We start from the raw sequence: 13,271 nt of genomic DNA on the forward strand, positions 1-13,271 counted from the left end.
CGATGCAGTGCAACACGCGAACCCGCGTGCGAAATCGGTGACGTTGCGCACACAACATCGGGCCGCACTACGCCGTTCCCTGATTGCGGAAAAAATTTTGTTCATGGGACTATCGAACGCGTTGCCGGCGCACCGAGGGGGGCGCAGGCAGCGTGATGTCCATCGCAACGACCTACGAGAACATCGGCAGACAATGAACAGAACAGCGATTTTTCCGTATGCGTCCGCATTGCTCGCGGCCGCCCTGTTGGCGGCGTGCGGCGGCGACGTCGAGAACGAAGCAGGCCGCACGCCGACACCTTCCACCGATGCGAGCTGCCTCGCGGTCGACAACAGCGGCGCGACGGTCGTGGTCGGCTCGAACCAGCCGGGCGACCCGTCGTTGCCGGAAGCATCGTCGGGCTATCGCACCGGGATGAAGCCGGTCTATGCGAAGACCTATCTGGTGGCCACGTCGAACGCCTACGCGAGCGCGGCCGGCTGCGCGGTGCTGAAGAAAGGCGGCACGGCCGCCGACGCGGCGGTCGCCGTGCAGGCCGTGCTCGGCCTGACCGTGCCCGAGGCAACGGGCCTCGGGTCGGGCGGCGTGCTGCTCTACTACGATGCGCGCGGCAAGACGCTGCAGGCGTATGACGGCCGGGAAACCGCGCCAGCCGCCGCGACGGAGAACTACCTGCGCTACGTCGATGACGCGACCGACCACTCCGCACCGCTGCCGAACGCACGGGCGAGCGGCCGCTCGATCGGCACGATCGGCGTGCCGAGGCTGATCGAGGCGCTGCAGCAGGATCACGGCCGCCTGCCGTGGCAGAACCTGTTCGGCGATGCGATCACGCTCGCGACCAACGGCTTCCCGATCGGCGGCCGGCTCGCCGACGCGATCGCGGCGAATGCGGCGAACCTGAAGCGCGACCCCGAGGCCGCCGCGTATTTCCTGAACGCCGACGGGACGCCGAAGACGCTCGGCACCGTGCTGAAGAATCCGGCCTATGCGCGCACGCTGACGCTGATGGCGCAGTCGGGTGCGAACGCGCTGTACACGGGGCAGATCGCGCAGGACATCGTTGCGAAGATCGCGACGACGAAGGGCGCGGACGGCTCGACGCTCACGCCGGGCAAGACGACCGTCGCCGACCTGGCCGCGTACCAGGCGAAGCGCCGCGAGCCTGTGTGCACGACCTATCGCAGCTACTGGGTATGCGGGATGCCGCCGCCGTCGTCGGGCGGCATCGCGGTCGCGTCTGCGCTCGGCATTCTCGAGAATTACGACCTGAAGTCGCTGAAGCCGACGGCGATCGATCTCGAGGGCGGCAAGCCGACCGTCGCGGGCGTGCACCTCATCACCGAGGCGGAACGGCTTGCGTATGCCGACCGCGACAAGTACGTGGCCGATACGGATTTCGTGCCGCTGCCGGGTGGCACGTGGAACACGCTGCTGAACAAGCCGTACCTGAAATCGCGCGCGGCGCTGATCGATCCGGCCAAGAGCATGGGCACCGCACAGCCCGGCAATCTGGGTGCAGTGCCGCTCGGTGTCGACACGACGCTGATCGAGCACGGCACGAACCAGTTCACGATCGTCGACGGCGACGGCAACGTGCTGAGCGCGACGACCACGGTCGAGTCGAGCATGGGCTCGTTCCACATGACCAACGGCTTCCTGCTGAACAACCAGTTGACCGATTTTTCGGCGAACCCGGTCGATAGCACGGGCAATCCGGTGGCCAACCGCCTGCAGCCGGGCAAGCGGCCGCGCAGCTCGATGGCGCCGACGATCGTGTTCGGGCAGGCCGCGGACGGCTCGCGCGGCGATTTCGTGATGGCGACCGGTTCGCCGGGCGGCGGCACGATTCCGCAGTATGTGGTCAAGACGCTCGTCGGCGCGCTCGACTGGGGGCTCGATGCACAGCAGTCGGCGGGGCTCGTCGACTTCGGCGCGAGCAACAGCCCGACGACCACGATCGGCGGCGAGCATCCAAACGTCAACACGACGAACAACGGAGCGAACGATCCGCTGATCACAGGGCTGCTCGCGCTCGGGCACAAGGTGTCGACGTCCGCGCAGGCGAGCGGCGTCAATACCGTGATGCGTGTCACGGTCGGCCAGTCGCCCGCGTTGCAGGGCGGCACCGATCCGCGTCGTGAAGGCGTCGTGCTCGGCGATACGTTCCGACCGTAACCGGGCAGGACGCGCGGCGCCGGACTGCCTGTCTGCATCAACGGGCGGTCGGGGCCGCGCATCGTGAAGGAGACGCAATGACGAACGCGCATCTGCTTGACATGGATGCGATCCTGTCGGTGCCGGGTTTTTTCGATTTCCTCGGCGACCTGGATTGCGACCGCGCGCTGGACAGTCGCGATGCCGAGCCGTTTGATGCGCAGTGGATGGCGTCGTTCGACGAAGTCGATGGCGATCCAGGCACAGCGGTCGACCGGGCGGCCGTGAGCGCGCTGAGGGAAAAAGCGTTCAAGCTCGCGTTCGGCGCAGCGGGGAACGCCGGTGTGTCGGCATGCGTATCCGACGATATTGAACTCATCGCGAGGAGCCGGTTGTCGGGTCGCACCGACGGCTGGCCGATACACGTGCTTTGGCATGCTTGCAGAAGCGGCCGGTTTCCCTGCTAGCCGTTTCGCCTGCCTGGTTTCCCGATCGGTCGCGGCATGCTCCGCGCGGCACGCCTCCAGGTTCACCCGATCTACCATTCAATTCCGCCGCAAGCCCCCGATTGTCAAACAGTGTGAGTCAATCGTCAGCATTTGCAACGGAAGTAACAGTCCCCGCAAATCAGTCGTTTTGCTCGTCCGCGCCGCTACATTAGCTCCACCTGCCGCACGTCGCGGCAAGGCATGCGACAAGCCGCACGAAGGCGGCCCGCAGCAACAACGTCTTTGGGAGAATGACCATGAACAAGATTCGTACGATTCTGGTGGGTGCTGCACTGACGGCGATGGCGACTTCGGCTGCGTTCGCACAGACGGCCCAGACCGGCGCCCAGGGTTCCGCAGGTGTCGGCGCGCAGGTTCAGACGCCGCTGCTCGGTGGCGGCGTGGGCGTGCAGGCCGGTGCCGGCGCGAATGCGGCAGGCTCGGGTTCGGGCGCGGGCAACGTCGTTGGCGGCGCGCTGAACGGCGTCGGCAAGACGGTCGGCGGCGTGGGCTCGGCAGCCGGCGACGCGGTTGGCGGTGCGACGCATGCGGTCGGTTCGGCAGCGGGCACCGCAAAGGATGCCGCCGCATCGGCCGCCCACTCGACGAAATCGCACGTGAAGCACGTCGCGGGCACGGCAAAGAGCCACGCGCAAGGCGCGGTGTCGACGGCAGGCGACGTCGCCGGCGGCGCGAAGGCGAAGGCCGGCGAGGCGCTCGAAGGCGCGACGAACTCGGTGCAGGGTGGCGCATCGGTCGGCGTGAAGGGTTCGGCGTCGGCACAAGGCGGCGCGCTGTAAGCGTCACGCTTCCCGACAAAGCCCGGCCCGCTTCGATGCGGGCCGGGTTTTTTTATTGGCGCGCGCGGTGCGCCGTTCATCTCATCCTCGATACCGGGACGCGTCGGCGTTCGCCACCCATCCGGCGACGCGACGAGCCTGATGCCCGCAGGCACGAACCGGCAGCGGGCGGCGTGCGCGCCCCCTGCCCATCGCCCTCCCGCCATGCTTAAATAGCGAGGCTCCCGGTTGCCGGGCTGCCGCGATCGCGGCGCCGGCCGATACGGGCCAGCATGTCCGATCGACATCGTGACGACAGACGACACCAAAACGCCGTTCCGGCCAACCCGGCGCGGCCCGATAACATTCCGAGGCATCACGTCATGAACATCCTGTTCCGTTTTCTCGCGCTCGCCTGCGTGCTCTGGCTGGCCGCCTGCGCAGCATCGCCCCCGCCGTCCGGCAATACCAGCGCATCCGCCGCCGCACCGGACGCCAGCGAACGCCGCGGGCTCGGCACCGCATGGGGCGAGTCGGTGCGATCCGAAACCCGTCAGGTCGATTTCGAGCGCGCGGATCCGGCGAAGCCGACGGATCTTGCGTCGGTCTACTACAACGATGCGTTGCCCGGACATCCTTCCGCGTCCCAGGTTCGCCGGATGCCGACCCGCGTCGCGCTCGCCAACGGCGACATCGCGCTGTCGTTCACGGACGAAAAGGGCGCGCCGCTGCGTCTCGCGCGCAGCGACGGCCGCTGGCACATGGCGGGCGTCGAAGGTTCGCGCTACATGATCGTGCTGCGCAACCAGGGGCGCCGTACGTTCGAGATCGTGTCGAGCGTCGACGGGCTCGACGTGCTGTCGGGGCGGCCCGGCAGCTATACGAACGGCGGTTACGTGCTGTATCCGGGCCGCACGCTGACGATCGAGGGTTTCCGCAAAAGCCGTGACGAAGTCGCCGCGTTCCGCTTCGCGGCGGTGCCCGACAGCTATGTCGCGAATTCGAAGTACGGCGATGCCGCGAACGTCGGCGTGATCGGCGTCGCGGTGTTCGCGCAGAAGGAGAACGACGAGGAAGCGCTGCGCCGCAACGCGAATCCGTTCCCCGGCAATGACAACGGCTATGCGCCGCCGCCGGTACCGCGTGGCGAGTGACGGCACCTCGTGGATCAGCCGCGTGCGTCGTGACGAACGACGCGCGCGGGGCGATCCTGGATCGGGGCTGCCCGAACGGCATGCCGGCGCATGCGATGAACTTCACGACCATCCTGCGCGATTCATGCGGACACGGATCATCCCGACGAAATCGATTGCGTTGAAGCTCGCGGCGCTGGCGCTGCTGGCCTCGAGCGCCGCCGTTGCCTTCGCCGAAACGCCGGCGCCCGAAGCGGTGCGGCTCGCCAATGGTCACGAGATCGAATGGGTGCGCCCGAGGTTGTTCAAGGTCGATGCCACCCGCCACAAGAAAACGGCACTGATCGTGCCGGCCGCGCTCCGCCGTGCGTTGGCCGATGCATCGAGCGTCGCGTTTCCGTCGGACCGCTCGAAGCGGATCGACGGCAAAGACTATCTGCTGGTCGTCGTCAACCGCTCGTCGAGCAGCCGCCCGACCGGATATTGCGGCGCGGGCGAAGAAGGGGCGCTGTACGTGCTGGAACTGCACGGCGCCCATGCCGTGCCGCGTTTCTCGCTGCCGGTTCAAAGCTGCCTCGACTCCGTTTCGCTCGACACCGACGGTGGAGCGCAATCGCCCTACCTGGCGATCGCGTGGCGCGACGACCCGGTCGGCATCGACATCCGATGGGAAATTCTCCCTCACGGCGGTGCAACGCATCGCGTCTATCGTTTCGTGAACGGCACGTTTGTCGAGACCGGGATTCCGCAGTAACGTGGCCGGGCTGCGGCACAATGGCCGTTCGAATGCGCATCGCGTGTTTCCCCATGTTCCGGTACGACGGAGAACCTCATGTCGCTGCCCGCTTTCAGGTACCATCCGGACCCGCTCGCAACGGGCAGCGTGATCCGCTCGGACGCGCGCTGCGTGTGCTGCGGTGATGCACGTGGTTACGTATACGCCGGCCCCGTGTATGCGGTTGACGAGTATGAGCAATGCATCTGCCCATGGTGCGTCGCCGACGGTTCGGCACACGCGCGGCTCGATGCAGTCTTTACCGATACGTACGGCATCGGCGGCGGCGAATGGGATGAAGTGCCTGACGCGGTCGTCGATGAAATCGCCTGTCGCACGCCGGGCTTTCGGGGCTGGCAGCAGGAACGGTGGTGGACGCATTGCGGCGATGGCGGGCAGTTCATCGGCCGTGCGGGTGCCGGCGAACTGACCGCGCTCGGCCCGCAGGCCGTTGCATCGATTCGGGTATCGACCGGACTCGCCGAGGGCGCCGAATGGGCGCGCTTCTTCGCGGTACTCGACAAGGACGGCTCGCCGACAGCGTATATGTTTCGCTGTATCCATTGCGGCGAATTCGGCGGCTACCAGGATTGCGATTGATGGCCCGGCTGGCGGCATCGCACGGCGGTCGCTGGCCCCATCGTCATGAAACAGAGGAATCTTCGTGAAGTTCATCCACGCGGCAGACATACACCTTGACAGCCCGTTGCACGGCCTGAGCGCGTATCCCGACGCGCCGGCCGCGCAGTTGCGCAACGCGTCGCGCGAGGCGCTGCGGCAGCTCGTGGATCGTGCGATCGAAGAGGAAGTCGCGTTCCTCGTGATCGCCGGCGACCTGTACGACGGCGACTGGAAAGATCACAACACGGGCATCTTTTTCGGCCAGCAGATGGGGCGCCTGCGCAAGGCCGGCATCCGCGCGTTCGTTCTCGGCGGCAACCACGATGCCGAAAGCGAGATGACGAAGAAGCTGACGCTGCCCGACAACGTCACCGTGTTCAGCCACCGCAAGGCGGAAACTCACAAGCTGCCCGAATTCGACGTCGCGCTGCACGGGCAGAGCTTCAAGGACAAGGCTGTCGTCGACAATCTCGCGATCGGCTATCCGGACCCGGTGCCTGGTTACTACAACATCGGCGTGCTGCACACGGCGCTCGAAGGCTATGCGGCGCACGCGAACTATGCGCCGTGCACCCTGGCCGAACTGCATGCGAAAGGCTATGACTACTGGGCGCTCGGCCACGTGCACGAATTCCAGCAATGGTCGGGGCCATCCACGGTGGTGTTTCCCGGCAACCTGCAGGGGCGCCATATTCGCGAGACGGGCCGCCGCGGCGCGGTGCTCGTGACGGTCGAGCGGGGCCGCACGCAGGTCGAGCGGCTGTATCTCGACGTGCTGCGCTGGGAGGCCGTGTCGGTCGATGCGTCCGATTGTTTTACCGTCGCCGACCTGTCGAGAAAGGTCGGCCAGTCGCTGGAAACGCTGCTGACCGTCGACGGCCATGTGCCGCGCGCGGTGCGCGTGACGGTCACGGGGCGCACACCTGCGCATGGTCTCTTTTTCGGCCGTGCGCCGCAGTTGCGTGCGGAGGTGCTGAACCAGATCGGCATCATCGGCAACGAGCGGCTGTGGCTCGAGAAGGTCCGGCTCGCGACGTCCGCGGCGGATCATCAGCCGGGCGAAAGCGAGCAGCTTGAAGCGCTGGAGGACCTGAAGCAGATCCTGGCCGACGCCGCGCGCGATCCGGATTTCCTCGAGCTGCTCGAGCGCGACCTGAAGCCGTTCGTCGGCAAGGTGCGCAGCGACGTGAAGGAAGAGGTGCCGTTGTTGACGATGGCGCGCGCAGGCGAGCTCACGGCCCTCGTCGAACAGGTCGGGCCCGCGTTGCTCGCGCGGCTGGCGAGGGGGGAGTAAGGAATGCGGATCAACCAGCTCGATCTGATCAAGTACGGCAAGTTCACCGACGAGACGCTGCGATTCCCGTCGGCCGGCGAGGATTTCCATGTGATCGTGGGGCCGAACGAGGCCGGCAAGTCGACGATTCGCACGGCCGTGTCGGAGCTGCTGTTCGGGATGAAGCTGCAGACGCCGCTCGATTTCCTGCACAGCACGCCCGAACTGCGGATCGGTGGCGTGCTGGAGAGCGGCACGGGCGAACTCGCGTTCCACCGTGCGCGCGGACGCAGTCCGCTGCGCACACCCGCCGACGACAAGTTGCCCGACGACTATCTGGCCGCCGTCCTCGACGGCGCCACGCGCGAATTCTTCGAACAGATGTTCGGGCTCGATCACGGCCGTCTGGTCGACGGCGGCCGGAGCATTCTCGACGCCTCCGACAAGCTCGGCCAGGTGCTGTTCGAATCGGCTGCGGGTGTCGGCAGTCTCGGGCCGGTGCGTGAGGAGCTCGATGCGCGTTCGGTCGAACTCTGGGCGCCGCGCCGCAGCGGCAGCGCGTTTGCGCTCGCCGAAGCGTCGTTCAACGAAGCCGTGACCGAACTGAAGACGGTTCAGGTGCGCACGCGCGACTGGGTCGAACGCAAGGACGCGCGCGAAGCGGTCGAACAGCAGATCGAGCAGGCACGCGCGGAACAGCGCCGGCTCGAAGCGCTGCGCTCGAAGCTCGAACGCGTGCGACGGCTGGCGCCGTACCTGAAGGAGCTGACGGTCAAGGACGCGGCGCTGGCGGAGCTGGGCGCGGTCGTCGAGTTGCCGCCCACCGCGTATGCGGACCTGCTGAAGGCGCAGGGCGATCTCGCGGCCGAACAGAAGGTGCTCGAGGAACGGCGTGCCGATCTGCTTGCAAAACGGCAGGCGCGCGATGCGATCGACGCCGACGCCGACACGCTGGCGCTTGAAGCCGACATCGAAGCGCTCGACCGGCTGCGCGGCGCGTGCATGAATCACGCGCAGGATCTGCTGCTGCTCGGCGCGGATGTCGAGCGGCACCTGTCCGCTGCATTTGCAGCGGCCGGCCAGCTCGACTGGCCGACGGACGAAGCGTCGCTGCGCGCGTCGCTGCCGACCGCGTTGTCGCTGAAGACCGTTGCAAACCTGCTGCGCGAACACGGTGCGCTGCACCAGGCGCTTGCCGGCGCGCGCGAATCGCTCGACGAGCGCACGCGCGAGCTTGCGCAGGTGCGGGAACAACAGGCGCGCCTGTCGACCGTCGAAGTGCCGGAGGCGCTGCGTGCGGCGTTGGCCGATGCGCAGGGCTTTCGCAACAGTGGCCAGCGCGAGCAGGCACTCGAACAGGAAATCGCCGCCGCCGAACGCACGTTGTCCGGCGCGCTCGATGCGCTCGGCCAATGGCGCATGCCGGTCGATACGCTGCGTGCGCTCGACGTGCCGTCGGCGGCGCGGCTCGGCACGCTGCTGAAGGAAGACAGCGAACGCGCGAGTGCGGTCGCGGCTGCACGCGACGCGCGGGACGGCGCGCTCGAAGAGCTCGAGCGGCTCGAACTGCAGGAGAAGCACTTCGCGGAGAACCACAAGGTCGTCACGACCGCCGACGTGCTGGCGGCGCGTGCGCGACGCGACGGCGCGTGGGGTGATATCCGCAGCGGCGCGGTCGATCTCGCAACGGGCGCGCCTGCGGTCGACGACGCGATCCGCCTCGCGGACGAACTCGTCGATGCACAGCTCGGCGCGACGCAGGCGGCGGCGACGTTGCAGTCGCTGCGTCAGCAGGTCGAATCCGCACATGCCGGCATGACGCGCAGGCAGGCCGCATTGGACGAGCGCGAGCGTGAGCTCGCCGCGCATCGCGACGCATGGGCCGCGCTCGCGACAGCGGCCGCGGTGCCCGGCATGTCGCTGGCGGCAATGGGCGACTGGCTTGCGAAGCGCGACACGGTGTTTGCCGCGCAGGCCGACCTCGACCGGCTGCGCCGCGAATTCGACACGATTCGCGCCGCGCGGGCGGGTGCCGAAACCACGCTGCGCACGGCACTGCGTACTGTGTCGCGAGGCGGTGAGTCGGATGGCCTGGCGGCGCTCGTCGCGATCGCCGAGACCTTCGTGCAGTCGGCCGAGAAAGCGCTCGCGCAGCAGGACAGCTTGGAGGATCGCGCGCGGGAGGCGGAACGCGGATGCGCGACGGCACAGTCGCGCGCCGGCCACGCGCAGACAGCCTACGATGCGTGGCATGCGCAATGGCGCGACGCGCTGGCCGACGCCAAGCTGTCCGCGAGTGCGGCGACGCTGGCTGCGGCGGAGGGTGCGCTCGGGCTCGCCAACGCGGTGACGGCCGAACTGGCCGATGCCGATGCGCCGCGCAACCGGATCGCCGCGATCCGCGCCGAGCTGGCCGCGCTCGAGGCGGGCGCAAGGCGGCTTGCCGAAGCGCTCGCGCCGGAATGGCTGGCGAGCGGCGACTGGCCGGACGTCGCGCGCCGGCTGACGATGCGCCTCGCGGCCGCCCGGGAAGTCGCGCGTGCGATCGGTCGTGCCGACGAGGCCGTGCGTCAGGCCGACGGCAAGGTCGCGGATGCGGCTGCCGCGGTGGCCGGTGCCGATGCACGCATCCAGCCGCTGCTGCAACTAGCCGGCGTTGAGTCGATCGACGCGGCGCTGCCACTGGCCGAACGCTCGGATCGCCAGCGCCAGCTTCGGCAGGCGGTCGATGCCGCGCACGAGGCACTGGTGCGCGATGGTGACGGCCTGTCCCGTTCCGCCGTCGAAGCGGAAGTCGCGGGACAGGACATCGCCGACGTACCGGCGCACCTCGAAGCGGTGAAGCAGTCGCTCGGCGACGTCGGCAAGCGGCTGAACGAGCTTGCACAGCAGCAGGTCGTGGCCGATCAGGCGTTCGGCGCGATCGACGGCCAGGCGAACGCGGCAGTCGCCGAGTCGAAACGCCAGGAAGCGCTGGCGGCGATGGGCGAAGCAGCCGAACAGTATCTGGAGGCGGCCACGGCGAGCCGGTTGCTGAAGTGGGCGACGGATCGCTATCGCGACCAGAAGCAGGGGCCGATGCTCAGGCGTGCGGGCGAGATTTTCGCCGGGCTTACGCTGGGCGAATTCGCGCGGCTGACCGTCGATACCGAACGGACGCCGCCCGCCCTGTATGCACGGCGGACGAAGGGGGCATCGGTCGAGGTCGCCGGGTTGAGCGAAGGAACGCGTGACCAGTTGTTCCTCGCGCTGCGGATCGCGGCGCTGGAACTGCAGCTCGGCAGCCGGACCGCACTGCCGTTCGTGGCCGACGACTTGTTCATCAACTTTGACGATGCGCGCGCGAAGGCCGGCCTCGATGCGCTGCGCGATCTGTCGACGCGAACCCAGGTGCTGTTCCTGACGCACCACGACCATCTGCTGCCGCTCGTGAGGGACGTATTCGGCGCGCGGGTCAACGTGGTCGAACTGCAGCGCGCGCCGGCCGGTGCGTGATGCGGGGCGTGCGTGGATGCTGACGCACGGGCAGGGTCATCGCGAACAGGTAGTATGTGCGGTTCCGAAATGCACGCGTCCGGTTCTGCCGGTCGCGGTCAGGCCACACGAGGGGGGAATATGAAAAAGCTGGTAGCCGCCATCGCGTTCGCGGCGGACAAGCATCGCAATCAGCGGCGCAAGGACGAAGAAGCGTCGCCGTACATCAACCATCCGATCGCGCTCGCGGATGTGCTGGCCAACGAGGCCGGCGTCGAGGACGAGCGCGTGATCGTCGCGGCCGTGCTGCACGACACGGTCGAGGACACCGAGACGACCGAGCAGGAATTGCTTCGGCTGTTCGGCAAGGACGTGGCGGACATCGTGATGGAAGTCACCGACGACAAGTCGCTGCCGAAGGAGGAGCGCAAGCGCCTGCAGGTCGAGCATGCGGCGACCATCAGCCGGCGCGCGAAGCTCGTGAAGCTGGCCGACAAGATCTGCAACCTGCGCGACATCGCGCGGCATCCGCCCGCGGACTGGCCGCTCGAACGCAAGCAGGCGTATTTCGACTGGGCGAAGTCGGTTGTCGACCCGATGCGCGGCGTGCATCCCGGTCTCGAGGCGATCTTCGACACCGCCTACGACGCACGGCCGGCGGACTGAGGCGCCCGCATGCGATCGGCTCGATCCGTCGGATCCGTCGCGCGGCAATCGCCGGCCGTGGCGGGTGTCGATGTGGGTGGCGAAAAGAAGCGATGCGATCTCGTGATCCTGCGCGGACGGACGGTCGTCTGTCGCGAGGAGCGGATCGCGCCCGAAGCGGTGCCTGCGCTGTGCCTCGCCCATGACGTCGTGGCCGTCGGTGTCGACGCACCGAGCCTGTGGTGGACGGGGAGCGGGCGCCGCGCGGCTGAACAGGCGCTCGCGCGCGAACGGATCTCGTGCTTTCCGACACCGTCGCGGGAGCAGGCGGTTGCGAGCACGTCAGGTTTCTTCGACTGGATGTTCATGGGCGAGCGTGTCTACCGCGCGCTCGCGGACGCCTATCCGCTGCTGAGCGGCGCCCGCTATGCGGGCGGGCGCGCGAGCTTCGAAACCTATCCTTATGCGATCACCTGCGCGATGCTGGGGAGGGCCGTCGCATCGGCGAAGCAGAAACGCAACCAGCGCCGGCAATTGCTGGAACGACTGGGAGTCGACGTATCGACGCTGAAGTCCGTCGATGCGCGAGACGCGACCCTTTGCGCGTTGACGGCGCAATGCGTCATCGACGGGAATGCGCACGCGTATGGCGATGCGGAGGGCGGATATATCCGCGTGCCGATCGTGAGCGAGACGATCGTTCTCGACGCGCTGTAGTCGGGTCGCGCGGCCCGGGCGAGGGGCGTAGCGAAAAGGTGAGCTTTTGCGGGAGGCGCGTGGCCTCCTGGTCTGTGTGACGACCCAGGCGTCTCGTGCTGCGACTTTCGGTTGGCAAGCATCGGGATGGCTGGCGCACACGACGTGACGCCGGTGCGCGACGCGATCCCGAGCGGCGTGACTTAATCCTCGAGGATGGCTTTCGGCACGCTGGACAGATCGCAGGCTTGTGCCTGATCGAAGTAGCCTTCCGCATCGTTGATCATCACGACCGCGACGTCGATCAGCTCGTCGAGCCGTTGCAGCAGCGATTCACGCCATTCGATGTCTTCGTCGCGCTCGGGCGTCTTGTCCAGCTGCTCGATGATCGAGTCGGCCGTCTGCAGGAAAGGAATCGCCTGCTGATAGTTTTCGATCGAGACCATCGCTGCGTTGCGCGCGCCGACGAGTCGCTCGCGGTGCTCGTCCGCCAGTTCGGATTCGCCGCTGATCCGCGGCAATACATCAGAGATGCGTTGCAGAAGCGGGGGAGCCTGTTCTTCCAGGATGACGGCGCGCTCGCGCAGCGCTGCATATTCGTCGCGAAGGTCGGCGTCGCCGGGTTGAGTGGTGCTGTCCATCGTAGCTATGAGTGCGTGGTTCGGTCGCGGCATGATACTCGACGGCACCCGATTCCTTGCCCGTTCGGCGACCTCATACTTATATATAGCGGGACGAGAGGTATACGTCACATCAATAGAGCGTGGCCTGTGTCGTGATGCCCGGCCGGTCGAGCCCGAAGCCCCCGTGCGCGTCAGCGCACGGGGGCTTCTTCAAAATATTTTCACAAAGGGCTTGCGTAGATGGGGGTGGGTGCTTAGAATCACGCCTCTTTCGCGCTAACGGAAACGCGGCGCGGGAGAAGGGAAGCAGGGTGGGTGGTGCGCTGGAGTCTGAAGCGCGCAGCTGGCCTGGAAGTTGAGCCCCGCAGTCGCAACGATGCAGTAAAAAAGTTGTTGACGAACTGCGAAACACGGTTCATAATCTCGCTTCTCTGCTGCTGAAAACGCAGCGCTGCTGAGAAACACGAAGTTCCTCGCAGAATGCTCTTTAAAAATTAACAGCCGATAAGTGTGGGCGCTTGATGAAAGCGAGCTGATCCTCGGATCAGATAGCGAAAGTATCAAGAGTCTCACACTAAAGTAAGTCAGGTTTATGAAGTGATTCAT

The 13,271-nt window shown here is 67.0% G+C and carries 11 protein-coding genes; 10 read left to right on the top strand and 1 reads right to left on the bottom strand.

Translation table 11 applies throughout. The annotated features are described in order from the left end of the window. Positions 1-193: 193 nt before the first annotated feature. The 10 genes from CFB50_RS35290 to CFB50_RS35335 all read left to right on the top strand — a co-directional run bounded on the left by CFB50_RS35290 (position 194) and on the right by CFB50_RS35335 (position 12,063). Positions 194-2,179 carry a gamma-glutamyltransferase family protein gene (locus tag CFB50_RS35290; RefSeq protein WP_089449033.1) on the top strand — a complete coding sequence of 662 codons (1,986 nt, stop codon included), beginning with the start codon at positions 194-196 and terminating at the stop codon, positions 2,177-2,179. Positions 2,180-2,256: 77 nt separating this feature from the next. Beyond that, positions 2,257-2,625 carry a hypothetical protein gene (locus CFB50_RS35295; RefSeq protein ID WP_089449034.1) on the top strand — a complete coding sequence of 123 codons (369 nt, stop codon included), beginning with the start codon at positions 2,257-2,259 and terminating at the stop codon, positions 2,623-2,625. Positions 2,626-2,903: 278 nt separating this feature from the next. Further along, positions 2,904-3,446: a hypothetical protein gene (locus CFB50_RS35300; protein ID WP_089449070.1), complete on the top strand. Its 543-nt coding sequence runs from the start codon at positions 2,904-2,906 to the stop codon at positions 3,444-3,446. A 362-nt stretch (positions 3,447-3,808) separates the two neighbouring features. Then, complete coding sequence (locus CFB50_RS35305; RefSeq protein ID WP_089449035.1) at positions 3,809-4,579, top strand: hypothetical protein; 771 nt, start codon at positions 3,809-3,811, stop codon at positions 4,577-4,579. A 124-nt stretch (positions 4,580-4,703) separates the two neighbouring features. Continuing rightward, positions 4,704-5,312: a hypothetical protein gene (locus CFB50_RS35310; protein ID WP_144020747.1), complete on the top strand. Its 609-nt coding sequence runs from the start codon at positions 4,704-4,706 to the stop codon at positions 5,310-5,312. Positions 5,313-5,390: 78 nt separating this feature from the next. Further along, complete coding sequence (locus CFB50_RS35315; protein ID WP_089449037.1) at positions 5,391-5,933, top strand: CbrC family protein; 543 nt, start codon at positions 5,391-5,393, stop codon at positions 5,931-5,933. Between the two features lie 64 nt (positions 5,934-5,997). Further along, on the top strand, positions 5,998-7,248 hold the full coding sequence (locus tag CFB50_RS35320; RefSeq protein WP_089449038.1) for a metallophosphoesterase family protein: 1,251 nt from the start codon (positions 5,998-6,000) through the stop codon (positions 7,246-7,248). Positions 7,249-7,251: 3 nt separating this feature from the next. Beyond that, a complete protein-coding gene (locus CFB50_RS35325) occupies positions 7,252-10,722 on the top strand; it encodes an ATP-binding protein (protein WP_089449039.1) in 3,471 nt (1,156 codons plus the stop codon). Positions 10,723-10,842: 120 nt separating this feature from the next. Further along, positions 10,843-11,367 carry an HD domain-containing protein gene (locus CFB50_RS35330; protein ID WP_043185438.1) on the top strand — a complete coding sequence of 175 codons (525 nt, stop codon included), beginning with the start codon at positions 10,843-10,845 and terminating at the stop codon, positions 11,365-11,367. 9 nt (positions 11,368-11,376) lie between these two features. Beyond that, on the top strand, positions 11,377-12,063 hold the full coding sequence (locus CFB50_RS35335; protein ID WP_089449040.1) for a DUF429 domain-containing protein: 687 nt from the start codon (positions 11,377-11,379) through the stop codon (positions 12,061-12,063). A 182-nt stretch (positions 12,064-12,245) separates the two neighbouring features. On the opposite strand, the gene CFB50_RS35340 is transcribed toward CFB50_RS35335, so the two are convergent. Continuing rightward, a complete protein-coding gene (locus CFB50_RS35340) occupies positions 12,246-12,683 on the bottom strand; it encodes an ATPase (RefSeq protein WP_166893347.1) in 438 nt (145 codons plus the stop codon). Positions 12,684-13,271: the final 588 nt, after the last annotated feature.

This window comes from Burkholderia sp. AU33423 (genome assembly GCF_002223135.1).
Classification (GTDB): domain Bacteria; phylum Pseudomonadota; class Gammaproteobacteria; order Burkholderiales; family Burkholderiaceae; genus Burkholderia; species Burkholderia lata_D.

What these genes read in the sequence shown, in the direction of transcription:
- CFB50_RS35340 (WP_166893347.1), bottom strand. Translation starts at nt 12,683, where the DNA reads ATGGACAGCACCACTCAACCCGGCGACGCCGACCTTCGCGACGAATAT.
- CFB50_RS35330 (WP_043185438.1), top strand. Translation starts at nt 10,843, where the DNA reads ATGAAAAAGCTGGTAGCCGCCATCGCGTTCGCGGCGGACAAGCATCGC.
- CFB50_RS35325 (WP_089449039.1), top strand. Translation starts at nt 7,252, where the DNA reads ATGCGGATCAACCAGCTCGATCTGATCAAGTACGGCAAGTTCACCGAC.
- CFB50_RS35290 (WP_089449033.1), top strand. Translation starts at nt 194, where the DNA reads ATGAACAGAACAGCGATTTTTCCGTATGCGTCCGCATTGCTCGCGGCC.
- CFB50_RS35310 (WP_144020747.1), top strand. Translation starts at nt 4,704, where the DNA reads ATGCGGACACGGATCATCCCGACGAAATCGATTGCGTTGAAGCTCGCG.
- CFB50_RS35295 (WP_089449034.1), top strand. Translation starts at nt 2,257, where the DNA reads ATGACGAACGCGCATCTGCTTGACATGGATGCGATCCTGTCGGTGCCG.
- CFB50_RS35300 (WP_089449070.1), top strand. Translation starts at nt 2,904, where the DNA reads ATGAACAAGATTCGTACGATTCTGGTGGGTGCTGCACTGACGGCGATG.
- CFB50_RS35315 (WP_089449037.1), top strand. Translation starts at nt 5,391, where the DNA reads ATGTCGCTGCCCGCTTTCAGGTACCATCCGGACCCGCTCGCAACGGGC.
- CFB50_RS35335 (WP_089449040.1), top strand. Translation starts at nt 11,377, where the DNA reads ATGCGATCGGCTCGATCCGTCGGATCCGTCGCGCGGCAATCGCCGGCC.
- CFB50_RS35305 (WP_089449035.1), top strand. Translation starts at nt 3,809, where the DNA reads ATGAACATCCTGTTCCGTTTTCTCGCGCTCGCCTGCGTGCTCTGGCTG.